This is a genomic window from Methylobacterium isbiliense (genome assembly GCF_022179325.1).
In the GTDB taxonomy this organism is placed as follows: Bacteria; Pseudomonadota; Alphaproteobacteria; order Rhizobiales; family Beijerinckiaceae; genus Methylobacterium; species Methylobacterium isbiliense.
Genome location: NZ_BPQQ01000031.1, coordinates 331,271 through 356,188 on the forward strand (window position 1 = coordinate 331,271; position 24,918 = coordinate 356,188).

General features: G+C 72.3%; 24 protein-coding genes. 18 read left to right on the forward strand and 6 right to left on the reverse strand.

The genetic code is table 11. From position 1 onward, the window contains the following. Nucleotides 1–74: 74 nt before the first annotated feature. From MFF61_RS14515 to MFF61_RS14525, 3 genes are all read right to left on the reverse strand, one after another. Complete coding sequence (locus tag MFF61_RS14515) at nt 75–1,364, reverse strand: glycosyltransferase family 4 protein (RefSeq protein ID WP_238235767.1); 1,290 nt, start codon at nt 1,362–1,364, stop codon at nt 75–77. Nucleotides 1,365–1,371: 7 nt separating this feature from the next. Continuing rightward, nucleotides 1,372–2,172, reverse strand: coding sequence for a class I SAM-dependent methyltransferase (locus tag MFF61_RS14520; RefSeq protein WP_238235768.1), 801 nt, complete (start codon nt 2,170–2,172; stop codon nt 1,372–1,374). A gap of 119 nt (nt 2,173–2,291) precedes the next feature. After that, nucleotides 2,292–3,236 carry a CorA family divalent cation transporter gene (locus MFF61_RS14525; protein ID WP_238235769.1) on the reverse strand — a complete coding sequence of 315 codons (945 nt, stop codon included), beginning with the start codon at nt 3,234–3,236 and terminating at the stop codon, nt 2,292–2,294. A gap of 184 nt (nt 3,237–3,420) precedes the next feature. On the opposite strand from MFF61_RS14525, the gene groES reads away from it, so the two are divergent. The 3 genes from groES (at nt 3,421) to MFF61_RS14540 (ending at nt 6,656) form a co-directional block, all read left to right on the forward strand. After that, entirely contained in the window at nt 3,421–3,708 is a 288-nt protein-coding gene (gene groES, locus MFF61_RS14530) for a co-chaperone GroES (protein WP_238235770.1), read from the forward strand. A gap of 94 nt (nt 3,709–3,802) precedes the next feature. Next, on the forward strand, nt 3,803–5,440 hold the full coding sequence (gene groL / locus MFF61_RS14535; RefSeq protein WP_238235771.1) for a chaperonin GroEL: 1,638 nt from the start codon (nt 3,803–3,805) through the stop codon (nt 5,438–5,440). 85 nt (nt 5,441–5,525) lie between these two features. Then, nucleotides 5,526–6,656 carry an aminotransferase class V-fold PLP-dependent enzyme gene (locus MFF61_RS14540; protein ID WP_238235772.1) on the forward strand — a complete coding sequence of 377 codons (1,131 nt, stop codon included), beginning with the start codon at nt 5,526–5,528 and terminating at the stop codon, nt 6,654–6,656. Nucleotides 6,657–6,707: 51 nt separating this feature from the next. Here MFF61_RS14540 and MFF61_RS14545 read toward each other — a convergent pair whose 3' ends face one another. Next, nucleotides 6,708–9,083, reverse strand: coding sequence for a DNA topoisomerase (locus MFF61_RS14545; RefSeq protein WP_238235773.1), 2,376 nt, complete (start codon nt 9,081–9,083; stop codon nt 6,708–6,710). 191 nt (nt 9,084–9,274) lie between these two features. Between MFF61_RS14545 and MFF61_RS14550 the strand changes: the two genes are divergently transcribed. Beyond that, nucleotides 9,275–9,685: a phospholipase A2 family protein gene (locus tag MFF61_RS14550; protein ID WP_238235774.1), complete on the forward strand. Its 411-nt coding sequence runs from the start codon at nt 9,275–9,277 to the stop codon at nt 9,683–9,685. A gap of 564 nt (nt 9,686–10,249) precedes the next feature. Then, the gene (locus MFF61_RS14555; protein ID WP_238235775.1) at nt 10,250–12,670 is read left to right on the forward strand and encodes a putative bifunctional diguanylate cyclase/phosphodiesterase; all 2,421 of its coding nucleotides are present in this window, start codon (nt 10,250–10,252) and stop codon (nt 12,668–12,670) included. A 99-nt stretch (nt 12,671–12,769) separates the two neighbouring features. On the opposite strand, the gene olsB is transcribed toward MFF61_RS14555, so the two are convergent. Then, complete coding sequence (olsB, locus tag MFF61_RS14560; RefSeq protein ID WP_238235776.1) at nt 12,770–13,780, reverse strand: l-ornithine N(alpha)-acyltransferase; 1,011 nt, start codon at nt 13,778–13,780, stop codon at nt 12,770–12,772. A gap of 204 nt (nt 13,781–13,984) precedes the next feature. Then, on the reverse strand, nt 13,985–14,380 hold the full coding sequence (locus tag MFF61_RS14565; protein ID WP_238235777.1) for a DUF2267 domain-containing protein: 396 nt from the start codon (nt 14,378–14,380) through the stop codon (nt 13,985–13,987). 231 nt (nt 14,381–14,611) lie between these two features. Between MFF61_RS14565 and rplU the strand changes: the two genes are divergently transcribed. From rplU to MFF61_RS14630, 13 genes are all read left to right on the forward strand, one after another. Beyond that, a complete protein-coding gene (gene rplU / locus MFF61_RS14570) occupies nt 14,612–14,929 on the forward strand; it encodes a 50S ribosomal protein L21 (protein ID WP_238235818.1) in 318 nt (105 codons plus the stop codon). A 52-nt stretch (nt 14,930–14,981) separates the two neighbouring features. Continuing rightward, nucleotides 14,982–15,248, forward strand: coding sequence for a 50S ribosomal protein L27 (gene rpmA, locus MFF61_RS14575; RefSeq protein WP_238235778.1), 267 nt, complete (start codon nt 14,982–14,984; stop codon nt 15,246–15,248). A gap of 195 nt (nt 15,249–15,443) precedes the next feature. After that, nucleotides 15,444–16,082 (forward strand): GNAT family N-acetyltransferase, encoded by a 639-nt coding sequence (locus MFF61_RS14580; RefSeq protein ID WP_238235779.1) that lies wholly within the window; start codon nt 15,444–15,446, stop codon nt 16,080–16,082. Between the two features lie 112 nt (nt 16,083–16,194). Continuing rightward, entirely contained in the window at nt 16,195–17,223 is a 1,029-nt protein-coding gene (gene obgE, locus MFF61_RS14585; RefSeq protein ID WP_238235780.1) for a GTPase ObgE, read from the forward strand. Between the two features lie 51 nt (nt 17,224–17,274). Further along, the gene (locus tag MFF61_RS14590; RefSeq protein ID WP_238235781.1) at nt 17,275–17,544 is read left to right on the forward strand and encodes a type II toxin-antitoxin system VapB family antitoxin; all 270 of its coding nucleotides are present in this window, start codon (nt 17,275–17,277) and stop codon (nt 17,542–17,544) included. Beyond that, nucleotides 17,541–17,939 carry a type II toxin-antitoxin system VapC family toxin gene (locus MFF61_RS14595; RefSeq protein WP_238235782.1) on the forward strand — a complete coding sequence of 133 codons (399 nt, stop codon included), beginning with the start codon at nt 17,541–17,543 and terminating at the stop codon, nt 17,937–17,939. The genes MFF61_RS14590 and MFF61_RS14595 overlap by 4 nt, the downstream gene beginning before the upstream one ends. Next, nucleotides 17,936–19,069, forward strand: a complete 1,134-nt coding sequence (proB, locus tag MFF61_RS14600; protein WP_238235783.1) for a glutamate 5-kinase — start codon at nt 17,936–17,938, stop codon at nt 19,067–19,069. The genes MFF61_RS14595 and proB overlap by 4 nt, the downstream gene beginning before the upstream one ends. A 94-nt stretch (nt 19,070–19,163) precedes the next feature. Further along, nucleotides 19,164–20,459 carry a glutamate-5-semialdehyde dehydrogenase gene (locus MFF61_RS14605; protein WP_238235784.1) on the forward strand — a complete coding sequence of 432 codons (1,296 nt, stop codon included), beginning with the start codon at nt 19,164–19,166 and terminating at the stop codon, nt 20,457–20,459. Nucleotides 20,460–20,471: 12 nt separating this feature from the next. Next, nucleotides 20,472–21,137, forward strand: a complete 666-nt coding sequence (locus MFF61_RS14610; protein ID WP_238235785.1) for a nicotinate-nucleotide adenylyltransferase — start codon at nt 20,472–20,474, stop codon at nt 21,135–21,137. A gap of 4 nt (nt 21,138–21,141) precedes the next feature. Next, nucleotides 21,142–21,591: a ribosome silencing factor gene (rsfS, locus tag MFF61_RS14615; protein WP_238235786.1), complete on the forward strand. Its 450-nt coding sequence runs from the start codon at nt 21,142–21,144 to the stop codon at nt 21,589–21,591. A gap of 33 nt (nt 21,592–21,624) precedes the next feature. Then, complete coding sequence (gene rlmH, locus MFF61_RS14620) at nt 21,625–22,113, forward strand: 23S rRNA (pseudouridine(1915)-N(3))-methyltransferase RlmH (RefSeq protein WP_238235787.1); 489 nt, start codon at nt 21,625–21,627, stop codon at nt 22,111–22,113. Nucleotides 22,114–22,136: 23 nt separating this feature from the next. Beyond that, nucleotides 22,137–23,417: a murein hydrolase activator EnvC family protein gene (locus MFF61_RS14625; RefSeq protein ID WP_373324701.1), complete on the forward strand. Its 1,281-nt coding sequence runs from the start codon at nt 22,137–22,139 to the stop codon at nt 23,415–23,417. Further along, nucleotides 23,417–24,739 (forward strand): S41 family peptidase, encoded by a 1,323-nt coding sequence (locus MFF61_RS14630; RefSeq protein WP_238235789.1) that lies wholly within the window; start codon nt 23,417–23,419, stop codon nt 24,737–24,739. Before MFF61_RS14625 ends, MFF61_RS14630 begins: the two co-directional genes overlap by 1 nt. Nucleotides 24,740–24,918 lie beyond the last annotated feature (179 nt).

Below are 24,918 nucleotides of genomic sequence, written 5' to 3' on the forward strand. Positions count from 1 at the left end.
GGAGAGTTCGGCGCGGCAGCGCTGCCAGCGCTGCCCACAAAATAGGCAGGATCCGCGGCGCGATCGTCCGGTGCCTAGCGCGCCGACGGCACCGGGCGCGGGCCGGCGGGTGCGGCGGCTCCGGCGCGCGCGCTCGCCGCGCGGCTGGCGGCCGGGCTCGGCGCCACCTCGCGGTAGACGCGTTCCAGACCGTCGAGGTGGCGCTCCATCGTCAGGGGGTCGGCCCAGAACAGGTCGTAGGCCGCCTGCGCCATCCGGCGCGCGGTGGCGTCGTCGGAGAGCCGCACCATCGCCTCGGCGAGCGAGGCGACGTCGCCGGAGCGAAACCACAGGCCGCTCACCCCGTCGCGCACCGCCTCGCGGCCGGCGCAGAGATCGCTGACGATCACCGGGGTGCCCATCGCCAGGGATTCGAGCACCGTGAGCGGCTGGCCCTCGTACCAGACCGAGGGGAAGACCAGGGCCCGCGCCGCGCGCAGGCTCCGCTTCACCGCGGCCGGGTCCTGCCAGCCGGCGAACCGTGCCTCGGGATAGGCCGCCTCCAGTTCGGCCCGCTGCGGCCCGTCGCCGACGAACACCGCCGGCAGGCCCGCCCGGCGCGCCGCCTCGGCGAAGAGGCGCGCCCCCTTCTCGGGCGAGAGGCGACCGACGAAGACGAGATCGCCCGAGGCGCCGTCCGGCTTCGGGCCGAGGGGCAAGGCATCGATCGGGTTTGGCACCTCGTAATGGGGCAGGTTCGCCGGCAGGTAGGGGGCGGTGACGTCGCGCTGGAGCCGGCTGATGGTGAGGAGGGCGGAGAGGCCCTCGATTAGGCCGGTCTGCTGCATCAGGACGTGGCGTCCGACGCGCATCAGCTTGCGGGCGTAGCTGCGCGAATCGCAATTGTGCGCGAGGCAGGCGGCCGACAGGGGGGCGCGCTGGCAGGCCGCCGAGACCGGATAGTCGTAGAAGCCGCCGTTCGGGCAGGCGAGGTAGTATTCGTGCAGCGTCAGCACCGCCGGGACGGGGCTTGCCCGCAGCACCGGCCCGAGCGAGGGCGAGAGCGCCTTGGCCCAGGCATGGACGTGCACCACCGTGTCGTGCGGGTCGCAGGCGGCGAGCAGGTCCCGCAGCGCCGCCGCCGCCGGCCGGTTCCAGAGCCATTGCACGCCGAAGGCCGCGAGCGAGCGGGTCTGCGCCACGTCGGTCTGGCCGAGGACGATCACCTCGATCCCGGCCGCGGCGAGGCGCGGGTCGGCGGGACCGACGGCCGCGAAGTACACCACGCGATGGCCGCGGCCCGCGAGCCCGAGCGCGCTCTCGATCGCGACCTTGGTCTGCCCGCCGTTGATGGCGGCGTGGTCGGCAACGACGACGATCTTCATCGCGGCCTCACTTGCGCACGATCACGTAGGCGAAGCTCGTGAAGGTGCGCCAGTCCCGCGCCCGCGCCAGCGCCGTGAAGGCGGCGTCGACCTGGCGCAGACCCGGCACCTTCCAGAAGTAGCTGTAGCCGTAGAAGGGCAGCACCTCGACCTCGCGGAAGCCGATCTCGCGCAGGAGCGGCACGAGGACCCGCTCGCTGCCGCGGCAGAGCGTGTAGTGGGCCGGGAATTTCGGGTTCTCGCCGCCGTCGCGCCGGTCGGGAAAGAAGGTGTGCAGCACCGCCCGCGACAGGCGCTCCGGCATCAGCTCGTTGAGCACGAAGGGCGGCGCGTAGAGCGTGGGAAAGAAGCTCAGGGCCGCGCCGCCGGGCCGCAGCACCGCGTGCACGTTGCGCCACATCTGGGCGACGTCCTCGACGTGCTCCATCACCATCCGGCAATAGGCGAAGTCGAACCGCTCCCGGCCGACCTGCGCGACCGTCGTCGGCGCGGCGATGTCGCAGCACAGCTTCGAGAAGGCGGCCGGCGCCAGCGCGAGCTCCGTCTCGGAGATGTCGTTGATCGTCACCCGGATGTCGTGGCGCGCGAGGTCCGCCTCGCTGAACACCGGATCGCGCCCGCCGCCGATCTCCAGATGGTCGCGCAGGCCATAAGACTCGGCCAGCGCCAGCAGCATCGGCTTGTAGTTCTCCCAGCTCCAGTTCCAGTCGGGCGAGTAGCCCAGCGCCTCGGCGATCTCGCGGATCCCCGGCTGAGGCGGCAGGATCCCGGCGGGCCGCGCCGTGGAAAAATCATGTCGAATGTTCATAAAGCATTCCTTCAGCATAAAGCGCGGCGGACCGCGCCCGAACACGCCGAACTCGACGGGACGATGCTGAGGACCCATTGCGAAAGGATTGAGAAAGACCGGGAATCGTCCGGGCCGGTTCAGAACCAGCCCTTGATGCGGAAGTACAGGGCCGGCGCGAGCGCGCTGAGCGCGATCAGGGCGAGACCGTAGGGATAGCCCCAGGCCCAGTCGAGTTCCGGCATCGTCTTGAAGTTCATGCCGTAGATCGACGCCACCAGCGTCGGCGGGATGCCGATCACCGAGACGACGGTGAGCACCCGGAAGGTGTTGTTCTGCTCCATGTTGACGAGGCCGAGGGTGGCATCGAGCAGGAACTGCACCGTCTCGGAGAGCCGGGTCTCGAACTCTTCGAGCGAGACGATGTCGAGGCGCAGGATCTCCAGATGCGTGTGCTCCTCGGGGCCGAGCCAGGGCTCCGCCTCCGCGGCCACGAAGGGCACGATCCGCCCGAGGCCGAGCAGGGCGGCGCGCAGCATCGACAGGGCCTTGCCGCTGCGGCCGACCTCGCCGAGGATCTGCCGCAGCGCGCGGTCGCGCCGTTTCGGGGCACCGCCCCGGCCGAGGTCGAAGTCGAACACGCGGCCGGAGAGCGCGTCGAGGGCATCGCTCATCGCCTCCAGCCGGTCGGCCAGCGCGTCGACGAGTTCGGCGAGCAGGGCGCCGAACAGCGCCGTGCTGGTGCGCGGCCCGTCCGGCTCGGCCTGCCGGCGGGCCACTGCCTCGAAGGGCGGCAGCGCCTGGAAGCGCAGAGTGACGAGCCGGTCGCGCGCGAGCACGAAGCCGAGCGGGTGAAGCCCGGGCGCGCCGTCGAACGACACCATCGGCGTGCTGAGCACCAGGGCATCCCGCTGGCGGCGCAGCCGGCTCGACCGCTCGACCTCGCGCAGGTCCGCGCAACTGGGCAGAGCGAGGCCGGTGAGCGCCTCGGTGCGGGCGATCGCCGCCTCGTCCGGCCCGGCGAGGTCGATCCAGACGCGGTTCGGCTCAGGCGTGCGATCCTCCAGGCGGTGGCGATGCTCCATGCGCGTCCTGCCCGCCCGTGCGCAAACGCGGCCTCAAGGGCCACGAACGCCTTGACTCGCCGGAAGGCTCCGCCTATCTCGCCGCCAGCGGTTGGCACTCGACCCTGGTGAGTGCTAACAGCCCCGGCAGGCGCCTCGCCGCCGCACCAAGCGCAAGTCCTTGTGGGAAGCAAGAGGGCAGCTCATGCAATTCCGTCCGCTGCACGACCGCGTGGTCGTCCGTCGCATCGAGAGCGAGGAGAAGACCAAGGGCGGCATCATCATCCCGGATACCGCCAAGGAGAAGCCGCAGGAGGGCGAGATCGTCGCCGTCGGCCCGGGCGCCCGGGACGAGACCGGCAAGGTCAGCCCGCTCGACGTCAAGGCCGGCGACCGCGTCCTGTTCGGCAAGTGGTCCGGCACCGAGGTCAAGATCGATGGTCAGGACCTCCTGATCATGAAGGAATCCGACATCATGGGCGTCCTCGCCTGAGGGCACCCGGCAGGTCCGTTTCGCGTCCGGGCCGCCGCGCTCCGCCAAAAGCGCCGCACGGACGAACCCCTTAATCGTTGAGAGAGGATTGGACATGGCAGCGAAAGACGTTCGTTTCGCCTCCGACGCTCGCGAGAAGATGCTGCGCGGCGTCGACATCCTGGCGGATGCCGTGAAGGTCACGCTCGGCCCCAAGGGCCGCAACGTCGTGATCGAGAAGAGCTTCGGTGCCCCCCGCATCACCAAGGACGGCGTCACCGTCGCCAAGGAGATCGAGCTCGCCGACAAGTTCGAGAACATGGGCGCCCAGATGGTGCGCGAAGTGGCCTCGAAGACCAACGACCTCGCGGGCGACGGCACCACCACCGCGACCGTGCTGGCCCAGGCCATCGTCAAGGAAGGCGCCAAGTACGTCGCCGCCGGCATGAACCCGATGGACCTGAAGCGCGGCATCGACCTCGCGGTCACCGCCGTGGTGAAGGACATCCAGGGCCGCTCCAAGAAGGTCTCGGCCTCGGAGGAGATCGCCCAGGTCGGCACCATCTCGTCGAACGGCGACAAGGACATCGGCGCGATGATCGCGCAGGCGATGCAGAAGGTCGGCAACGAGGGCGTGATCACGGTCGAGGAGGCGAAGACCGCCGAGACCGAGCTCGACGTCGTCGAGGGCATGCAGTTCGACCGCGGCTATCTCTCCCCGTACTTCATCACGAACGCGGAGAAGATGATCGCCGAGCTCGAGGATCCCTACATCCTGATCCACGAGAAGAAGCTCTCCTCGCTGCAGGCCATGCTGCCGGTGCTCGAGGCCGTCGTTCAGACCGGCAAGCCGCTGCTGATCGTCGCCGAGGACATCGAGGGCGAGGCGCTGGCCACCCTGGTGGTCAACAAGCTGCGCGGCGGCCTCAAGGTCGCGGCCGTGAAGGCGCCGGGCTTCGGTGACCGCCGCAAGGCCATGCTGGAGGACATCGCGATCCTGACCGCCGGTCAGATGATCGCCGAGGATCTCGGCATCAAGCTGGAGAACGTGACCCTCCCGATGCTCGGCCGCGCCAAGCGGGTGCGCATCGAGAAGGAGAACACCACGATCATCGACGGCGCCGGCGACAAGGCCGACATCGAGGCGCGCGTCCAGCAGATCAAGGCGCAGATCGAGGAGACCACCTCGGACTACGACCGCGAGAAGCTGCAGGAGCGCCTGGCCAAGCTCGCGGGCGGCGTCGCGGTGATCCGCGTCGGCGGCGCGACCGAGGTCGAGGTGAAGGAGAAGAAGGACCGCGTGGACGACGCCCTGCACGCCACCCGCGCGGCGGTGGAAGAGGGCATCGTTCCGGGCGGCGGCGCGGCCCTGCTGCGGGCGCGCGATGCCATCCGGGACCTCAAGAGCGACAACGCCGACGTCCAGGCCGGCATCAAGATCGTCCTGAAGGCGCTCGAGGCTCCGATCCGGCAGATCGCCGCGAATGCCGGCGTCGAGGGCTCGATCGTGGTCGGCAAGGTCAGCGAGAACTCCTCGCAGAGCTTCGGCTTCGACGCCCAGAACGAGACCTATGTCGACCTGATCCAGGCCGGCATCGTCGATCCCGCCAAGGTGGTGCGCACCGCCCTGCAGGACGCCGCCTCCGTGGCCGGCCTGCTGGTGACCACCGAGGCGATGGTCGCCGACGCGCCGAAGAAGGAAGCCCCGCCGGCCATGCCGGGCGGCGGCGGCATGGGCGGCATGGACTTCTGAGGTCCAGAGGCTCACGTCACACACGGGAAGGGCCGCCGCGAGGCGGCCCTTTTCCGTTGCGGGACAGCCCCTGTACCCTGCCGGCATGAGCCCGATCGTCCCGCTTCCCTGCCAGCGCGCCCTGTTCGAGATCCCGGATCCCGTCAGCTATCTCGACGCCGCCGCGTGGTCGCCCGTGCCCCGTCCCGTGCGCGAGGCGGGCGAGGCGGGCCTGCTGGTGAAGCGCCAGCCCTGGGCGCATCCGCGCGAGGCGGTCCCGGCCGAGGCCGAGCGGGCGCGCCGCGCGGCCGCGGCGCTCATCGGCGCGGCCGCGGACGACATCGCCATCGTCGGCTCGGTGAGCCACGCCATCGCCACCGCGGCCGGCGCGATCGCACCCCTGCCGGGCGGCCGCATCCTGCGCGTCGCCGACGAGTTTCCCTCCCTGTGCTTCGCCTGGGACCAGATGGCCGCGCGCCACGGGATGAGCGTCGAGGTCGTGCCCCGGCCGGCGGACGGCGACTGGACCGCCGCCCTGCACGCGGCCGTCACCCGCCCGGGCGCGCCGCCGCTCGCGGTCGCGGCCCTCACCCCCCTGCACTGGTCGGACGGCACACCGATCGACCTCGACGCCCTCGCCCCCGCGATCCGCGCGGCGGGCGCCGCGCTCGTGGTGGACGCCACGCAGGCGGTCGGTGCCGTGCCGGTGGATGTGGGCCGTCTCCGGCCCGACTTCCTGGCGTTCCCGACCTACAAGTGGGTGCTCGGCCCCTACAGCCTCGCCTTCCTGTACGCGGCGCCGCACCGGCAGGACGGCCCGCCCCTGGAGGAGAATTCGGGCAACCGGCCGCCGGCCGCCGGCGCGCGCCGCTACGACCGGGGCGAGTGCAACGATCCGGTCGGGCTGCCGATGGCCGCCGCCGGGATGGAGCTGATCGCCGGCTGGGGCGTGCCGGCGATCCAGGCCCGGCTCGCCGCCCTGACGGACCGTCTCGCGGAGGGTCTCGCCGCGCTGGACCTGCCGGTGCCGCCGCGCGGCCGGCGGGTTGCGCACATCCTCGGCCTGCGCCTCCCCGGCGGCCTGCCGCCCGGTGCGGTCGAGCGCCTGCGGGAGCGAAACGTCTTCGTCAGCAAGCGCCTCGGCGCGCTGCGCGTCAGCCCACACGTCTGGAGCGATGAGCGGGATCTGGACCGGTGCCTGGGCGGGATCCGGGCGGTGGTGCGGGGCGGCGCCTGAGATCGCGCGCCGAGCCCCCTCGGCCTTCGCCCGGGAGGAGGCTGGCGCGGCTCAGGGCGGCACCGATCCCGCATCCGCGGTTCGCCGCACGGCGCGGGGCCGGCGGGTCCGCCGCGGCGCGGCCGTGCCGTCGGACCCGCGCTTGCCGCGGGACCGGTCCACCGGCTTGGCCCTCGGCTCCGACCCGGTCGATCGCGCCGCATGCGCATCGAGGAAGCGGCGGCAGGCGGCGTGGTCGATCTCGACCTCGGGCGGCAGGCCGTCGAGGGCCTTCTCGCGGGCCAGGGCCTGCGCGAAGCGAAGCATCGCCGGCGTCGGCGGACGGGTCTCACCCGGGGGCGGAGCTTCGCGGCGCTCGGCATGCGCGTCGAGGAAGCCCCGGCACACGGCTGCACTGGTCTTGAGGCCCCGCGGCAGCCGCACCCCCTTGCGGGCCGCGAGCGCGGTGGCGAAAGCGATCATCGCCGGAGTGGGGGCGCGGCCCGGGGCGGGGGAGGGAGCGCCCTCCACGGCGAGCCGATCGGCGCCCGCCACGGCGGCGATGAGCGCGTCGAGCCGCCCGCGGGTGCGGCGGCAGAACTCCTCGGCGCGCCGGGCCGCCTCGGCCCGGGTCGTCGCCCGGCCGATCTCGGCGAGGTCGGCCTCGAACACCGCGCGCCCGACCGGGTCGCCATAGGCCGGAAACACCCGGCGCACCGCGTCGATGAAGGCGAGGCCCGCCTCCGTGACCTCGATCGCCGGGTCCTTGCCCCGGGCGAGCGCCACGTAGCGGCTCTTGACCAGCTTCGGCAGCACCGCGTCGCGCGTCGCGGCGGTGCCCAGACCCTTGGGCTCGTTGGGATTGACCGGGTTTTCCAGCGCCCGCTTGAGCGCCGGATCCTCCACCTGATCGACGAGGCGGCCCATCACCACCGGCAGTTCGCCCCGGGTGATGCGCCGGGGCGGCTCGGTGCGGGCGGTCTCGACGCGCGCGTCCAGGGCCCGCGCCGGCGCGCCGTCGCGCAGGGGCGGCAGCCGGCCCGCGGCCGGCTCGTCGTCCTGGCGCGCCTTGCCGGGAACCGGATCGTCGTCCTCGGCCTCCGCCCCGTAGAGCGCACGCCAGCCCGGCGCGCGCACGACGCTGCCGGTGACGGCGAAGCGCTTCGGGCCAAGCGGGGTCGCGACCTGCGCCGAGACGGTGGTGCGCGCGTCGATCCCGTCCGGCAGGTGGGCGGCGATGAAGCTGCGCGCGACGAGGTCCCACAGGCGCCATGCCTCCGGCCCGACCTCGCCCGGGCGCGGCACCTTGCGCAGCGGCACGATGGCGTGGTGCTCCCCCGGATCCCGGACGTAGTGGCCCCGCGGTCCGCGCCGCACCACGATCGCGTCCGGTCCCGGCGCGAGGTCGGGCGGGAGGCCGAGGATGCCGGCCGCCGCCGCGACGACGAGCGCCGCATCGCCGGCCTGCGCCTCCGGCAGGTGCTCGGATTCGGTGCGCGGGTAGCTCAGGAAGCCGCGGTCGTAGAGATCCTGCGCGTAGCCGGCGGTGACCTGCGGGTCCCAGCCGAAGCGCTTGGCGCAGCGGCGGGCCAGCGTGTCCTTCGAGAACAGCCGCGGGGGCGGGCGCCGCACGTCCCGCTGCGCCACCGCGAGCGGGCCGGCCCAGGCGGAAGCGGCCTCGCGGATCGCCTCGGCCTCCTCGCGCGCGAAGATCCGCTCCTTGGGCGCGTGCCAGAGGGTCAGCGCCGCGCCGCCCTCGGCCTCCACCGGCAGGGCGATTTTGAAGAAGTCGCGCGGCACGAAATCCCGGATTCGTCGTTCGAGATCGGCCAGGATCGCCAGCGTCGGCGTCTGCACCCCGCCGAACCGCCACGGCTCGCGGAAGGCCGGCGGACGCAGGCGCAGCGACATCGCCCGGGTGCCGTTGAGGCCGAGATGCCAGTCCTCGTAGCGGCGGCACAGAGCCTCCAGATAGGCCGCGTAGTCGCGCTCCCCGGAATCCGGTTCGCGCGCCAGCGCCGCGAAGGCGCGGCGGATCGAGACCTCGTCCAGCGCCCCGAGCTTCAGCCGGTCAACGCGGCCGCGATAGCCGAGATGCTCCAGCACCTCCCAGGCGATCATCGAGCCCTCGCGCCCGGGATCGGTGGCGATGATCACCCGGTCCACACCCGCGAGCGCGGCCCGGATCGCCTCGACCTTGCCGGCATGCGAGGCGCCCGAGCGGCTGCGCGCATAGGCCACCGGGATCCGCTCGACCGCGATCGGCAGCGCCTCGAAGCGCCAGGGCTTCCATTCGGCCCGGATCGCGCCCGGCTCCTCCGCCGCCAGCAGATGGCCCTCGGCGGCGACGCAGACCGTGGTCGGCGCGCGGAAGAAGCGCTGCAGCTGGCGCATCGCCGACGGCTTCTCGAAGAAGAACAGCGTCCTGCCTGTCTGCGCGCTCGCCATGACGGGGGCGGGATCCTCAGGGCTCGTTCCGAACAAATCAGGAACATAGCCGCCGGGTGCGCTCGCGGTCAACCGCTTCCACCGGCCGCGCACCGCCCCGCCTTGTGGGCCGGATGCACTTAAGTACTTCCAATAATCTCAAATAATGGCATAGTGCGGCCAAGGGGTGCTTCAGGTGGAGGTCAGACGATATGAGGGCGCGCAACTTCTCCGGGCTGGCGGCCTTTCTGCTGCTTGTGGCGTCTTGTCTTGGCGCGGTGACGGGTGCGCAGGCACAGGGCACGCTGATCGCGCCGGCTCCGGGCGGGCGCGTGATCATTCCGGCCATCCCGGGCTCGCCGCTGACGGACGGATCGATGGTGTTCCACGGCAATTTCTGCGGCCCGGGCCAGCGCGGGAGCCGGCCGGTGGACGCGCTCGACGTGGCCTGCATGCACCACGACGCCTGCACCCCCTCCGGCGGGATCCCGTCCTGCGCCTGCAACGCCCGTCTTCAGAAGGAGGCCGCCGCGGTCGCGCGCAGCCCCCGTCAGCCGGCGGACCTGCGCGACCTCGCCGCGCTGGTGTCCCAGTCCGCCACCGTCATGCCCTGCGATCCGTGATCGCTCCGGCCACGTCCGCCGCGACGATCATCCGGCGGCGGACGAGGCAGGACCAGGCGCAAAGACAGACCCGCCCCGGGCCGTCCTGACGGAGCACGGTTCAGGACGGCTCAGGAGCCCGCTTCGGAGACGATCCGCAGCCTGGGGCCCGTCGGCCCGAGCCGGGCCGCGGCACGGCGCGGCACGGCCACGTCGTCGTTCGCGGGCGCGGAATCCCAGGGCGTGTAGGCATCGAGGATGTCCACCACGTGGAGACAGCGGGTGCTCGCCGCCTCCTTGCCCCGACGCGTCCTGCGCGGACGCGTCGCCGTCCATTTCCCCCTCCCACGCGTGCTCATGGTGGCCGCCCCTGCGATGAGCCCCCCGGCTGCTCGCCAGGAGTCGTATTGCATTAGAGACGAATTGTCGTCCCGTCGCAGTGCTCTGGCGCACAAGCCCGGGCGGATCTTCCGGCCCCGGGCGGGCGCCCGCGGCGGTACGCCGGCGGACATCCGCCCCACAACTTTACCGATCCGCAAGGGCACCTGAGGCAGCATGGCCTTACGGCATGCGGGTAGACGGGCGATGGGCGATCTCTTCCAGGTGGTGGCCGAGCGGCACGACCTCAGGCTTCTCGGTCTCTCCTTGCTGCTCGGGGTGCTCGCCTCGCTCACCGCCGTCGACCTCGCCCACCACGCGCGAGCGGCCGCCGAGCGCACGCGCGGGATCTGGCTCGCACTCGCGGCGGTCGCGAGCGGTTTCGGCCTGTGGGCGTCGCACGTCGTGGCCGTGCTCGCCTCCCGCCCAGGCGGCCCGCTCGCGGAGCATGCCGGACCGACGATCCTCTCGGCGGTGGCGATGATCATGCTCACCGGGGCCGGTCTGCGCACGAGCGTGTCGGTCGGCAGGACCTGGGGACCGTCGCTCGGCGGAGCGCTGATCGGTGGAGGTCTGGCCGTCGCCCACGCGATCGGCCTCGGCAGCTACGCCGCGGCCGGCGCGGTGACGGTCGATCCGCTGCGGCTCATCGCGGCCGCCTTGATCGCCGCGCTGCTCGGCGCCCTGGCCCTGTCGCAGGTGCTGCGCGACGGCCCCGCGCACCAGAAGACGGGCTGCTTCATTCTCACCCTTGCGCTCCCGGTCCACCATTTCCTGGCGGCGAGCGGCGTCCGGGTCGGCGCGGGCAGCGCCGAGGCCAGGATCGCGGACCACGGGCTGGCCTCCCAGATCGGATTCGCCAGCCTGACTCTGTTGGTCCTCGCCTTCACCTCCGTCATGCTCGACAGCAGGGCAAGGCGGCGGCGCGAGCAGCAGGAGCTGATGGAGAGCCTCGCCAACGCTGCGGTCGAGGGCATCGCCGTGTGCGACGGCGACCGGATCGTGACCGCCAACACCAGCCTCGTGCGGCTGCTGGGGCGCAGCGCCGAGAGCCTGGCCGGGCGCTCCCTGTCCGAGATCGTCCCGGCGGACGTGATGGAGCGGGGGAGAGTGGCCGCCGGCGCGGCCGGGTCCGACGGCATCGTCGAGGCCGATCTCCCCGGGCCGGACGGCAGGCCGATTCCGGTCGAGATGATCCTGCGCACGATCGCCTTCGCGGGCCGCCCGCATCTCGCGATCGCGGTGCGCGACCTGCGGGCACGCCAGCAGGCCGAGCAGCACATCCAGTTCCTCGCCCGCCACGACGCCCTGACCCGGCTGCCGAACCGCACGAGCTTCAACGAGCGCGTGGAACAGGAAATCGAGCTCGCCAAGGCGAGCGGCCGACCTCTGGCGGTGCTCTGCCTCGACCTCGACCGATTCAAGGACGTGAACGACCTCTTCGGCCACGCCGCGGGCGACGCGATGCTGCAGGCGGTGGCCTCCTGCATCCCCGCGCTCCTCGACGAGCGCCAGATGATGGCGCGGCTGGGCGGCGACGAGTTCGCCATCCTGGCGCCCGGCTTCGGGGAGGCGGAGGCGGTGCATCTCGCCGAGCGGATCCTGGAGGCGATCCGGGCCGAGAACCAGAGGGCGAGCGGCCTGCCGCCGATCTCGACCAGCATCGGCATCGCGTTCTCCCCGCGCGACGCCGACGAGCGCGAGGCGCTGATGAGCCACGCCGATGCCGCGCTCTACCACGCGAAGGCGGAAGGCCGGGGCAATTACCAGTTCTACGATGCGGTGCTGGGCACGCAGATCCGCGACCGGCGCTCGCTGGAGCACGACCTGCGGCTGGCGGTGTCGCGCGGGGAGTTCACGGTCCTGTATCAGCCGCAGATGGACGTGATGTCGGGGGAGCTGGTGGGGTTCGAGGCCCTGCTGCGCTGGAACCATCCCGAGCGTGGGAGTGTGCCGCCGGACCATTTCATCCCGGTCGCGGAGGAGACCGGAGCGATCCTGGCCATCGGCGACTGGGTGCTGCGCGAGACCTGCCGGGAGGCGGCCGGCTGGGAGCGTCCGCTGCGCGTGGCTGTGAACGTCTCGGCGGTCCAGCTCCACGGTCCGGACTTCGCCCAGACCCTGCACGAGATCCTGCTCCAGACCGGCCTCCGGCCCGGGCGCCTCGAACTGGAGATCACCGAGACCGCGCTGGTGCGCGATCCGGCCCGGGCGCTCGCCACCCTGCGCCGCCTCAAGGCCCTCGGCGTCCGCGTCGCCATGGACGATTTCGGCACCGGCTACTCGTCGCTGTCGAACCTGCGCGCCTTCCCGTTCGACAAGATCAAGATCGACCGCTCCTTCATCCGCGCGGTCGACGTCAACACCGAGACGGCGGCGATCCTGCGGGCGGTGCTGGGGCTTGGGCGCGGCCTCGGCCTGCCGGTCCTGGCCGAGGGAGTCGAGACGCCCGCGGAGCTGAGCTTCCTGGGGGCGGAGGCGTGCCAGGAGGCGCAGGGCTACCTGCTGGGCCGGCCCGCGCCGATCGAGGACTTCGCCGAGGCGATCCGGCTCGGCCGGGTGGCGGACGCGGCGATCCACGCCACGTCCGAGCCGGTCAGGACCTTGCGCACGGCGAGCGCGGCCTGACCAGCGGGGCCGCGGCGGACCGCGATCCGCCCGGATGCGGGCCGGCGCCGCTCCGGCTCAGGCGGCTTGATTCAGGCGCCTTGGCTCAGGCGCCTTGGCTCAGGCGGCTTGGGCGCCGGCGGCGTGCCGGTCCGCGCCCGCGCCGAAATGCCCGACATAGCGCGGAGCGATGGCCGACACGGGCAGGACCACGAACACGTCGGTGGTGCCGAACTGCCGGTCGACCACCGCGCCGTCCCCGAAGGTGGCGCCCACGCGCAGATAGCCCTTGACCAGCGGCGGCAGCGCCTGGAGCGCGGCCTTCGGGTCGATGGCCTCGCGGCCGATCCGGTCCATCGGCACGTACCGGTCCGGCAGCGCGCGGGCGCGCCAGCGCTCGGGCGCCGGGGCGAAGTGGTGCAGGAAGCTGAGCGGCAGGGCGAGCCGGTCCGGGTCGGTGCCCTCCAGGCTGGCGCAGCCGATCATCGCGTCGATGCGGTGGTGCAGGACGTAGGTCCAGATGCCGTGCCAGAGGAGTTCGACGGTCCGCTTGGTGCGATAGGGCTTGAGCACGCAGGAGCGCCCGAGTTCGAGCAGGCGCATCCCGCGATTCGCGTCGAGGAGCGGCGCGAGGTCGTACTCCCCCGACGAGTAGAAGCCGAAATGCCGGTCCGCCTCGTCCTGGCGCAGCAGGCGGTAGGTGCCCACGACCTTCGGACGCGGCTTGCGGAAGGGTCTGGCATCGATCGCCGCATGGTCGACGACGAGGAGGTGGTCGCAGACGGCGTCGTACTCGTCGATGTCGCGCCGCTTGAGCGCCGCGAGCCCGATCGGCGCCGCGTTCATCTCCTCGTAGAACACCCGGTAGCGCAGGCGCTGCGCGCGCTTCACGTCCTTGGGCCGGGTGGCGAGGCGCACTTCGAGGGAGCCGATGCGGCCGAGCACGGGGTCGAGCCCGTGGGTCGGCAGGCGGGCGAGGCGGGGAAACAGCCGGGCAGGCGCGCCACCCCCGCGCAGTTCGATGGCCGGCCGCGGCTCGATCAGGCCCGGGCGCTGCAGCAGCCGCGCGAACGGCAGCGCGCGCGCCTCGCGCCCGGCCGGAGGAGCACCGCGGGTGAGGAACGGAACCATGATCGTGGCATCCCGTGCGGCGCGTGTCCGGCTCTCGGATGCCGTCGCTTGGCCGCCTGCGAGCGCGACAACACCACGAAGCGCGGACGGTTGTGTGACACCCCGGCTCGTTCGTTCCCAATGACTTGCGCGATCGTTTGCCCGATCGCTTGCCCAGTCACCTGCGACAGCCCCGGGGCGCCCGCCGAGGCTGTCGCCACAGCCTCAGACGAACTGGTTGAGGCCCGGGATCGAGCCGACGATCGGCCCCATGACGTCCTCGCCCGCCTTCTCGCGGCCGTAGGCGAACAGTTCGCGGCCGAGCGGCTGCATCTGGCCCATCGGCACGCCGGCCGCCATCAGCTTCTGGCCGAGCGCCATCACGCCCCCGCCCATCAGGCCGCCCAGCATGCCCATCAGGCCGCCGCCGCCCTCGCCGGGACCGCCGTCCCCGCTCTGCGCGATCACCGCTTCCGCGCCCGGCATCGCGGCGATGAGGCGAGCCACCTCCTCGGGCGGTCCCTCCTTCTGCAGGAAGGCCAGGATGAGGCCGATCGCCTTCTGGGCCGTCGTCGCGTCCAGACCCGTGGCCTGCGTCACCCGGGCAACAAGTTCTTCCATCACGGTCTCCTGCTCCACGCGGCTCCGCTCATCGGCGATGCGCCCCCCGAAATCAAGGCGCGGCATTGACAGGGGCGGGGACACGCGGGTATCGAGCCATCCTTGGCGCGCGGACCGTCCGGTCCGCGCGCCGTCGCGTTCGCGGCGCCCGCTCGGGGTGCCGTAACGTCAACTGCCAAGAAGACGGTGCCCGGCCCCGCCGGAGCCCGGATGGAACACGAGACGACAACGATGTTCGCAGTGATCAAGACAGGCGGCAAGCAGTACCGCGTCGCCGCCAACGACGTCATCACGGTCGGGAAGCTCGAGGGCGAGGCCGGCACGGCCGTCACCTTCGGCGAGGTTCTGCTCTACGCCGACGGCGCGGGCGCGACCCAGGTGGGCGCTCCGGTCGTGTCCGGCGTCAGCGTGGCCGGCGAGATCGTCGCGCAGACGCGCGGCCCGAAGATCATCGCCTTCAAGAAGCGCCGCCGGCAGAACTCGCGCCGCAAGCGCGGGCATCGCCAGGACTTCACCGTGATCCGCGTGACGGGCATCAGCGCCGCCTGATCCAGCGCCGGCAGCAGAGCCCGATCGTTCAGAGAATTCAGGAGTTAGCCCGATGGCCCACAAGAAAGCAGGCGGATCGTCCCGCAACGGCCGCGATTCCGAAGGCCGCCGCCTCGGTGTGAAGAAGTTCGGCGACGAGGCCGTGCGCGCCGGCAACATCATCATTCGGCAACGCGGCACGCGCTGGCATCCCGGCGTGAACGTCGGCATGGGCCGCGACCACACCCTCTTCGCGCTGACGGACGGCCGCGTCCGCTTCGCCACCAAACACGGCCGAGCTTTCGTAACGGTCGTGCCGGCCCAAGAGGCCGCAGAGTAACCCGACGGAGCCAGTGACGAAGGTGCTCCGCCGGTGTCCCCACACCGACCCGGCGGATCCGAACCGAAGTCCTGGCCCGCGACGGCCAAGCTCCGATCGAGACCCGGGGGGAGGGTGGGGAACCACCTTCCCCTTCGTCGTTCTCGTGGCCGGTAAGGCGTCCTGCGCCTGCGCCGGCAGGATCGGAGTCAGGCGATGTTCCCCGACCTCACCCGCGACGACGTCTTCCGCCTTGAGACCCGCCGGCTCTGGCTGCGCTGGCCGCGCCAGGCGGATGCTCAGGCCATCGTACGCCTCGCGGGCGAGAAAGCCGTCGCCGAGATGACCGCCCGGATTCCGCATCCGCTCGACCCGCTGCAGGCCGACGACTTCATCCTGCAGGCGCGGCGCGACAATGCGGAGGGCCGCGGGTTGACCATGGCGGTGACGCCGCGGCGCCAGCCGCAGACGCTGATCGGCGTGGTGGGGATCGAGCCCGATGCCGAGGATGCGCCGCATCTCGGCTACTGGCTCGGGATGCCGCACTGGGGCCAGGGCTTCGCCACCGAGGCGGCGCGGGCGATGATCGACGCCTTCTTCGCCTATACGGAGGGGGTGGAACTCACCTCGGCGGCCCGGGTGGTGAACCCGGCGTCGCGGCGGGTTCTGGAGAAGTGCGGCTTCGCGGCGGTCGGCTCCGGCCTCCAGGCCTTCCCGGCCCGCGGCGGCGTTTTCCCGGTCGACCATTTCCGGCTCGACCGGCGGGCCTGGGACAGCCTGAAGACGTGGCACGCCGCGGGCCTCGTCTTCGACCGGCACCGGACCCCGTCCGAGGGGCTGTGCACCGGGGCGTGAGCGAGACCGGCCCCGGGGGCGACCGGAGGTCTGGACGCCCTCGTGTGAATGAGAATGGCCGGAGGGGCACGCCCTCCGGCCTCCCTGCGTTGAGGTGTGTGGAGACCCTGCCGTGAAGTTCCTCGACGAAGCCAAGGTCTACGTCCGCTCCGGCGACGGCGGGGCCGGCAGCGTCTCGTTCCGGCGCGAGAAGTTCATCGAGTTCGGCGGGCCGGACGGCGGTGACGGCGGCCGGGGCGGCGACGTCTGGGCCGAATGCGTGGAGGGGCTCAACACCCTCATCGACTACCGCTACCAGCAGCACTTCAAGGCCAAGAAGGGCGAGCACGGCTCCGGCCGCAACCGCGCCGGCGCCAAGGGGCCGGACGTGGTGCTGAAGGTGCCGGCCGGCACGCAGATCCTGGAGGAGGACGGCGAGACCCTGGTGGCCGACCTCACCCAGGTCGGCCAGAGGGTGCAGCTCGCCCGCGGCGGCAACGGCGGCTTCGGCAACGCCTACTTCACCACCTCGACCAACCGCGCCCCGCGCCACGCCAACCCGGGCCAGGAGGGGCAGGAGCGCTGGCTGTGGCTGCGGCTCAAGCTGATCGCCGATGCGGGCCTCGTCGGGCTCCCGAATGCCGGCAAGTCGACCTTCCTGGCCACCGTCACGGCGGCCAAGCCCAAGATCGCCGATTATCCCTTCACCACCCTGCATCCGGGCCTCGGCGTGGTGCGGGTCGACACCCGCGAGTTCGTGCTCGCCGACATCCCGGGCCTGATCGAGGGCGCCCACCAGGGCGTCGGCCTCGGCGACCGCTTCCTCGCCCACGTGGAGCGCTGCCGGGTGCTGCTCCACCTCGTCGAGGGCACGAGCGAGGATGCGGGCGCGGCCTACCGGCTGGTGCGCACCGAACTCGACGCCTACGGGCACGGGCTCGCCGAGAAGCCGGAGGTGGTGGCGCTCTCCAAGGCCGACGCCCTCGACCCCGAGACGCTGGAGGCCCAGGTCGCGCGCCTGGCCGAGGCGGCCGGACGGCCGCCGCTGGTGCTCTCCGCCGCGACCCGCCAGGGCGTGCCCGAGGCCCTGCGCGCGCTCATGGCCCGCATGGACGAGGCGGCCGCCGAGACGCCGGCCCCGATCGGCGCGTGGCAGCCTTGAGCGCGCGGCCCCCGCGGGCGTAGTCTGGCGGGGCGTGCGGCACGGGTCGTCATGAGCGAGAAGCTGGTCATCGAGAGCGACGAGGCCGTGGGCCTCGCCCAGGACATCGCCGGGCGTCTCGGTGTCACCCCGGACGAGGTGGTGACGCGGGCCTTGCGGGCCTACAGCGCAACGGTGCCGGCCGGCGACGGCCTGAACCCAACCCAGCGTGCAGAGTACGACGCCCTGCGGGCGCTGGCGCGCGAGACGGCGCGGCATAAGCTGCCGGGCGCCACCTCCGACCATTCCGACCTGTACGACGAGAACGGCCTGCCGACATGATCGTGCTCGACACGTCCGCGATCGTCGCGATCGCGCTGTGCGAGCCCGAGGAAGAGACGTTCAGCCGCGTGATCGCTTCGCATGACGCTGCTCTCGTCGGCACGCCGACGCTTCTCGAAACCCGCATGGTCCTCGCAGCCCGCCTTGCGCGCGGGGCCGCCTCGTTCATCGACGGCTTCCTGGCGCGGCCGTCGATCCGCCCGGTGGCCTTCACGCTGCCGATGGTCCGGGCTGCGTCGGACGCCTTCATCCGCTACGGGAGGGGGCGGGGGCATCCCGCGAAGCTCAACTTGGCCGATTGCATGTCGTATGCGGTGGCCAAGCACCACGCGCTCCCCCTGCTCTTCAAGGGCGACGACTTCGTGCACACCGACCTGATCCCGGCCGCCTCATGAAACCGCCCGCCACGCCCGCCCTCGACCAGTTTCGCCGCGTCGTGCTCAAGGTCGGGTCCGCGCTCCTCGTCGACCGGTCGCGGGGACGGTTGCGGCACGCGTGGCTCGCGGCTCTGGCCGAGGACATCGCGGATCTCCACGCCCGCGGGGTCGATGTTCTGGTGGTCTCCTCGGGCTCCATCGCGCTCGGCCGCACGGTGCTGGGCTTCCCGGCCGGGGCGCTGCGGCTGGAGGAGAGCCAGGCCGCCGCGGCGGTGGGGCAGATCGCGCTCGCGCGGCACTGGTCGGAGGCGCTGGCGCATCACGGCATCGCGGCGGGGCAGATCCTCGTCACCCCGCAGGACACCGAGGAGCGCCGCCGCTATCTCAACGCCCGCGCCACCACCCTGAAGCTCCTCGAGGTGCGCGCCGTGCCGGTCGTGAACGAGAACGACACGGTGGCGACCTCCGAGATCCGCTACGGCGACAACGACCGCCTGGCCGCCCGCGTCGCCACCATGATCGGCGCCGACCTCCTGGTGCTGTTCTCCGACATCGACGGGCTCTACACCGCGCCCCCCGCGAGCGACCCGGCCGCCCGGCACCTTCCGGTCATCGAGCGCATCACTCCGGAGATCGAGGCGATGGCGGGCGGGCCGGCCTCGGAACTGTCGCGCGGCGGCATGCGCACCAAGATCGAGGCGGGCAAGATCGCCACCGGCGGCGGCACCCACATGCTGATCGCGGACGGACGGGCCAAGAACCCGCTGCGGGCCGTGGCGGCGGGCGCGCGGGCCTCGTGGTTCCTGTCGGGCTCGACCCCCACCGCGGCGCGCAAGACCTGGATCGCCGGCTCGCTGGAGCCGCGCGGCGTGCTCACCGTCGACGCGGGCGCCGAGCGGGCGCTGGCCGGCGGCGCCAGCCTGCTGCCGGTCGGCGTCGCGCGCATCGACGGGGCCTTCGCGCGCGGCGACGCGGTGATCATCCGCTCCGCGGGCGGGCACATCCTCGGACGCGGCCTCGTCGCCTACGACAGCGACGACGCGGCGCGGATCGCCGGCCGGTCCAGCCGGGAGATCGAGGGGGTGCTGGGCTACCCCGGCCGGGCCGAGATGGTCCACCGGGACGACATGGCCCTCATCGGCGAATAGCTTCCGCGCGCGCGCCTCGCTTGTCGGCGGGAATCCCCGGTGGCATGGAGGGCGGATGCTCCCGTGCCGGAGCGCCTTTGCCAGGATGACGGCCGTGTCAGTGCTCACCCTGAAGCCCCGCGCCGGGAGCGACGACGTCGATGCGCTCATGCGGGAGATCGGAGCCCGCGCCCGCGCGGCCGCGCGGCAGATGGCCCGCGTGCCGGCGCAGCAGAAGGACATGGCCCTGCGGGCGGCCGCGGACGCGATCCGCGCCGCCGCACCGGCGATCCTGGAGGCGAACCGCGCCGACGTGGCGGAGGCCCGCGCCAAGGGCCTGCCCGCCGCCACCATCGACCGCCTGGAGCTGAACCCTGATCGCATCGCGGGCATCGCCGCCGCCGTCGAGAGCATCGCCGGCCTGCCCGATCCGGTCGGGCGCCAGCTCGCCGCCTTCGAGCGCCCCAACGGGCTGGCCATCGAGCGCATCTCGACGCCGCTCGGCGTCGTCGGCGTCATCTTCGAGAGCCGGCCCAACGTCACGGCCGATGCGGGCGCCCTCTGCCTCAAGGCCGGCAACGCCGCAGTGCTGCGCGCCGGCTCCGAGAGCCTGCGCAGCGCGGGTGCCATCGCGACCGCCATGACCGAGGGGCTGGTCGGGCAGGGCCTGCCGCAGGACGCGATCCAGCTCGTGCCGGTGCGCGACCGGGCCGCGGTCGGCGCCATGCTCACCGGACTCGACGGCTGCATCGACGTGATCGTGCCGCGCGGCGGCAAGAGCCTCGTCGCCCGGGTGCAGACCGAGGCGCGCGTGCCGGTCTTCGCGCATCTCGAAGGCATCTGCCACGTCTATGTGCACGCGGACGCCGATCTCGGCATGGCGCTCGCGCTGGTGCGCAACAGCAAGCTGCGGCGCACCGGCATCTGCGGCGCCGCCGAGACCCTGCTGGTCGACAGGGCCTGCGCGGACACGCATCTGCGCCCCCTGGTGGTCGATCTGCTCGATGCGGGCTGCGCGGTGCGCGGCGATGCGGCGACGCAGGCCGTCGACCCCCGGGTCACGCCCGCGAGCGAGACGGACTGGCGGACGGAGTACCTCGACGCGATCATTGCGGTGCGCGTGGTGGACGGCCTTGAGGCCGCCATCGACCACATCGAGACCTACGGCTCGCACCACACCGAATCCATCATCACCGAGGACGAGGCCGTAGCCGACCGCTTCCTCGCCGAGGTCGATTCCGCCATCGTGGTCCACAACGCGTCGACCCAGTTCGCCGACGGCGGCGAGTTCGGCTTCGGTGCCGAGATCGGGATCGCGACGGGCCGGATGCACGCCCGCGGCCCGGTGGGCGTCGAGCAGCTCACCACCTTCAAGTACCGGGTGCACGGGTCGGGCCAGACCCGGCCCTGATCCTCGACGCCCGTGATCGTCCGCCTGCCGCCGAGCGCGCCGGGGCTGCGCGTCGGCCTCTACGGCGGCTCGTTCAACCCCGCCCATGCCGGCCACCTGCACGTGAGCCGGCTGGCGCTGCGCCGCCTCGCCCTCGACCGGGTCTGGTGGCTGGTGAGCCCCGGCAATCCGCTCAAGGACCGCACGATCCTGGCCCCGCTGCCCGAGCGCATGGCGGGGGCGGCGGCCATCGCCCGCGACCCGCGCGTCAGCGTCACGGATTTCGAGAGCCGGATCGGAGCGCGCTACACCCGGGACTCGCTGCACTGGCTCGTGCGCCACCGGCCTGGAATCCGCTTCGTCTGGATCATGGGCGCCGACAGCCTCGCGGGCTTCCACCGCTGGCAGGGCTGGCGCACCATCGCCCGCACGATGCCGATCGCGGTGATCGACCGGCCGGGCTTCACCCTCACGGGAGTGGCCGGCCGCGCCGCGCAGGCGCTGGGCCGTTACCGCCTCGACGAGAGCGACGCCGCGCTCCTGGCCGATGCCGAGCCGCCCGCCTGGGTCTTCCTGCACGGCCCGCGCTCCGACCTCTCCTCCACGGCCCTGCGCAACGCCCGGGCACCGATGCAACGGCAAGGTGAGGATGCCGCCTCGGACCGTATTGAAAGCGAGGCCCCTGCGCCCTTATCTTGATGGCATGGCGCCGCTCGGCGCCGATCAACAGGGGTCGGCACTGAACCAACTCTCCTCTCGCGAAGCTCTCGTCCACGAGCTTCCCGCTCGGCCCGAGGCGGATGCGCCCGCGGCCGAGGATCTCCGGTCGGTCGCTCTCGGCTGCCTCGCGGACATGAAGGCCGAGGACACGGTCGAGATCGACCTCGTCGGCAAGACCTCGATCGCCGACGCGATGATCATCACCTCGGGCCGCTCGCAGCGGCACGTCGGCTCCATCGCCGACAAGCTGCTGCAGGAGCTGAAGGCCAAGGGCTTCGGCAATGCCCGGGTGGAGGGGCTGCCGGCCTGCGACTGGGTGCTGATCGACGCCGGGGACCTCCTGGTCCACATCTTCCGTCCCGAGGTGCGCCACTTCTACAATCTCGAGAAGATGTGGGGCGCGGACCGGCCGGGCGATCGCCTCGCCGGCTGAGCGCATCGTTCCGCGGAAGGGAAGGGGCCGCCGGTGCGCCTCGCACTCGTGGCCGTGGGCCGGCTCAAGCGCGGACCGGAGCGCGAACTCGCCGAGACCTACCGCGCCCGCGCGGATGCGCTGGCCCGCAGCCTCGGCTTCGCGCCCGTTCAGGTCACCGAGCTTCCCGAGAGCCGGGCGCGCCGGGCGCCCGACCGCTGCGACGAGGAGGGCTCGCTCATTCTCGGCGCGGTGGTGCCGGGCAGCGTCCTGATGGTCATGGACGAGGGCGGGCGCCCGGTCACCAGCACCGGCTTCGCCGAGCGGCTCGGCGCGTGGCGCGACGGCGGGCGGCCCGGTCTCGCGATCGTGATCGGCGGAGCGGACGGCCTGAGCGAGGCGGTCCGGCAACGCGCCGACCTGCTGTTCGCGTTCGGCGCCGCAACCCTGCCGCACGGCCTTGTGCGGGTCCTCGCCCTGGAGCAGGTCTATCGGGCGATGACGATTCTCGCCGGCCATCCCTATCACCGCGGCGCCCCGTGACCCGACGTCTCTCCGTCGCCCTCATGATCCTGGCCGGACCGCACTTGCTGGCCGTGGCGGCCAGCGGCCAGGAGCGTGCGCCCGCCAAGCCCGATGCGGTCGAGCAGGCCGAGGCCGAGAAGGCCCAGCGCGCCGAGAGTCTGAAGGCGCTGGAGGCCGCGCTCGCCGCGAGCTCGCAGGCGCGCGAGCGCCTGGAGAAGGAGGTGGCGGAGCTCAGGGGCGACCGCGCCAAGCTCAACCAGGCGCTGCTCGACGGCACCAAGCGCGCGCAGGAGGCGGAGGAGCGCATCGCCGCCCTGGAGACCCGCCTGCAGACCCTCACGGCGAGCGAGGTCGCGATTCGCCGCTCCCTCCAGGCCCGCCGGGGCGTCATCGCGGAGGTGCTGGCGGCGCTCCAGCGCATGGGACGCCGCCCGCCCCCGGCCGTGCTGGTGCAGCCCGAGGACGTGCTCGCGGCGATCCGCACCTCGATGCTGCTCGGCGCGGTGGTGCCGGAACTGCAGGGCGAGGCCGAGACCCTGGCGGGCGACCTGACGGAACTCGTGCGCCTGCGCGGCCTGATCGGCACCGACAAGGAGAGTCTCGCCCAGGGGCTGAAGGCCTGGGCCGGCGAGCAGCAGCGGCTCACCGCCCTGATCGCCGCCCGCCAGTCCCGCCTCGGCGAGGCCGAGAGCGGCCTTGCGGGCGAGCGCGAGCGCGCCGCGGCGCTGGCCGGTCAGGCCCGCTCGGTGCGCGACCTCGTCGAGCGGCTGGAAGACACGATCTCCGGGGCGCGCCGCGCCGCGGAGGCCGAGCGCAACGAGACCCGCGAGCGCTTCGCCGCCGCTGCGCTGCGCGATCCGGCCCGTCTGGCACCGAAGGTGCCTTTCGCCCAGGTGCGGGGCGCGGTGCCCCGGCCAGCGAGCGGCGAGATGGTGAAGGCGTTCGGGGCACCCGACGGCAGCGGCGGCACGACCCGCGGCATTTCGCTCGCGGTGCGCCCGCGGGCGGTCGTCGCCTCACCGGCGGACGGCTGGGTGGCCTATGCGGGGTCGTTCCGCTCCTATGGACGACTCTTGATCATCAACGCGGGCGACGGCTACTATCTGCTCCTGGCGGGCATGGAACAGATCAACGTGGAGGTCGGTCAGTTCGTGCTTGCCGGGGAGCCGGTCGCCGCCATGGGAGAGACCGGTTCCGCGCCTTCCGCCGGAGCCGGCGGGCGGAACGATCCCGTCCTCTACGTCGAGTTCAGGAAAGACGGTGGCTCCATCGACCCGGAGCCGTGGTGGGCCAGAGGGTCAAGCGAGAAGGTTCGCGGATAATGCGCAAAGTTTCCCTCGTCCTGTTCGGAGCGATGCTCGGGGCCGGGACGGCCACGGTAGCGACCCAGACGCAGCTGCTGTCCGGCAGCAGCGCCGTGGCGGCCTCGGCCGAGACCTACCGTCAGCTCAGCCTGTTCGGCGACGTCTTCGAGAAGATCCGCACGGATTACGTCGAGAAGCCCGAAGAGGCCAAGCTGATCGAGGCCGCGGTCAACGGCATGCTGACCTCGCTCGATCCGCATTCGAGCTACATGGATTCCAAGAGCTTCCGCGACATGCAGGTGCAGACGCGCGGCGAGTTCGGCGGCCTCGGCATCGAGGTGACGATGGAGGACGGCCTGATCAAGGTCGTCACCCCGATCGACGACACGCCGGCCGCCCGCGCCGGCCTGCTCGCCAACGACATCATCACGCAGATCGACAACGAGCAGGTCCAGGGCCTGACCCTGAACCAAGCCGTTGACAAGATGCGCGGCCCGGTCAACTCGCCGGTGAAGCTCAAGATCACCCGCAAGGAGGCCAAGGAGCCGATCGAGGTCACCCTCAACCGCGACCTGATCCGCATCAAGCCGGTGCGCTCGCGGATCGAGGGCGGCGACGTCGGCTACATCCGCCTGACCCAGTTCAACGAGCAGACCTTCGACGGCCTCAAGGCGGCGATCGAGAAGCTCTCCACCGACCTGCCGGGCGACAAGCTCAAGGGCTACGTCATCGACCTGCGCAACAACCCCGGCGGCCTGCTCGACCAGGCCGTGATGGTCTCGGACGCGTTCCTCGACCGCGGCGAGATTGTCTCGACCCGCGGGCGCAACCCCGACGAGACGCAGCGGTTCTCCGCCAAGTCCGGCGACCTGACCAAGGGCAAGCCCGTGGTGGTGCTGGTCAACGGCGGCTCGGCCTCGGCCTCCGAGATCGTCGCGGGCGCGCTCCAGGACCACAAGCGCGCCAACGTTATGGGCACGCGCTCCTTCGGCAAGGGCTCGGTCCAGTCCATCATCCCGCTCGGCGGCAACGGCGCGCTGCGCCTCACCACGGCGCGCTACTACACCCCGTCCGGCCGCTCGATCCAGGCCAAGGGCATCGAGCCGGATCAGGAGATCCTCCAGGAGATCCCGGACGAGCTGAAGGGCAAGGACGAGACCAAGGGCGAGGCCGGCCTCAAGGGGCACCTGAAGCAGAAGGATCAGGAGGAGCGCGGCGGGTCCTCGGCCTACGTTCCGCCGGACCCGGCCAAGGACAAGCAGCTCACCGCCGCCGTCGACTTCCTGCACGGCGTGTTCAAGGGCGCGGCCAACACGGCCAAGTCCAACGTGCCCAACTGATCGGCTCTCCCCGGCCGAAGCAGCGGCGGCCGCGCCGCCGTTAGCACGACGTTAACCATGAAGGCCCGCAATGACGGTCGAGCGACCGGCGCTGCGGGCCTCTTCGTGTCCGGTGCGCTCGGCCTGGACGGCACCGCTCCGAGCGAGGCCGCCCGGGTTCCTGTTTCCGCATTCCCTTC

What these genes read in the sequence shown, in the direction of transcription:
- MFF61_RS14515 (WP_238235767.1), bottom strand. Translation starts at nt 1,364, where the DNA reads ATGAAGATCGTCGTCGTTGCCGACCACGCCGCCATCAACGGCGGGCAG.
- MFF61_RS14520 (WP_238235768.1), bottom strand. Translation starts at nt 2,172, where the DNA reads ATGAACATTCGACATGATTTTTCCACGGCGCGGCCCGCCGGGATCCTG.
- MFF61_RS14525 (WP_238235769.1), bottom strand. Translation starts at nt 3,236, where the DNA reads ATGGAGCATCGCCACCGCCTGGAGGATCGCACGCCTGAGCCGAACCGC.
- groES (WP_238235770.1), top strand. Translation starts at nt 3,421, where the DNA reads ATGCAATTCCGTCCGCTGCACGACCGCGTGGTCGTCCGTCGCATCGAG.
- groL (WP_238235771.1), top strand. Translation starts at nt 3,803, where the DNA reads ATGGCAGCGAAAGACGTTCGTTTCGCCTCCGACGCTCGCGAGAAGATG.
- MFF61_RS14540 (WP_238235772.1), top strand. Translation starts at nt 5,526, where the DNA reads ATGAGCCCGATCGTCCCGCTTCCCTGCCAGCGCGCCCTGTTCGAGATC.
- MFF61_RS14545 (WP_238235773.1), bottom strand. Translation starts at nt 9,083, where the DNA reads ATGGCGAGCGCGCAGACAGGCAGGACGCTGTTCTTCTTCGAGAAGCCG.
- MFF61_RS14550 (WP_238235774.1), top strand. Translation starts at nt 9,275, where the DNA reads ATGAGGGCGCGCAACTTCTCCGGGCTGGCGGCCTTTCTGCTGCTTGTG.
- MFF61_RS14555 (WP_238235775.1), top strand. Translation starts at nt 10,250, where the DNA reads ATGGGCGATCTCTTCCAGGTGGTGGCCGAGCGGCACGACCTCAGGCTT.
- olsB (WP_238235776.1), bottom strand. Translation starts at nt 13,780, where the DNA reads ATGGTTCCGTTCCTCACCCGCGGTGCTCCTCCGGCCGGGCGCGAGGCG.
- MFF61_RS14565 (WP_238235777.1), bottom strand. Translation starts at nt 14,380, where the DNA reads ATGGAAGAACTTGTTGCCCGGGTGACGCAGGCCACGGGTCTGGACGCG.
- rplU (WP_238235818.1), top strand. Translation starts at nt 14,612, where the DNA reads ATGTTCGCAGTGATCAAGACAGGCGGCAAGCAGTACCGCGTCGCCGCC.
- rpmA (WP_238235778.1), top strand. Translation starts at nt 14,982, where the DNA reads ATGGCCCACAAGAAAGCAGGCGGATCGTCCCGCAACGGCCGCGATTCC.
- MFF61_RS14580 (WP_238235779.1), top strand. Translation starts at nt 15,444, where the DNA reads ATGTTCCCCGACCTCACCCGCGACGACGTCTTCCGCCTTGAGACCCGC.
- MFF61_RS14590 (WP_238235781.1), top strand. Translation starts at nt 17,275, where the DNA reads ATGAGCGAGAAGCTGGTCATCGAGAGCGACGAGGCCGTGGGCCTCGCC.
- MFF61_RS14595 (WP_238235782.1), top strand. Translation starts at nt 17,541, where the DNA reads ATGATCGTGCTCGACACGTCCGCGATCGTCGCGATCGCGCTGTGCGAG.
- proB (WP_238235783.1), top strand. Translation starts at nt 17,936, where the DNA reads ATGAAACCGCCCGCCACGCCCGCCCTCGACCAGTTTCGCCGCGTCGTG.
- rsfS (WP_238235786.1), top strand. Translation starts at nt 21,142, where the DNA reads ATGGCGCCGCTCGGCGCCGATCAACAGGGGTCGGCACTGAACCAACTC.
- MFF61_RS14625 (WP_373324701.1), top strand. Translation starts at nt 22,137, where the DNA reads ATGATCCTGGCCGGACCGCACTTGCTGGCCGTGGCGGCCAGCGGCCAG.
- MFF61_RS14630 (WP_238235789.1), top strand. Translation starts at nt 23,417, where the DNA reads ATGCGCAAAGTTTCCCTCGTCCTGTTCGGAGCGATGCTCGGGGCCGGG.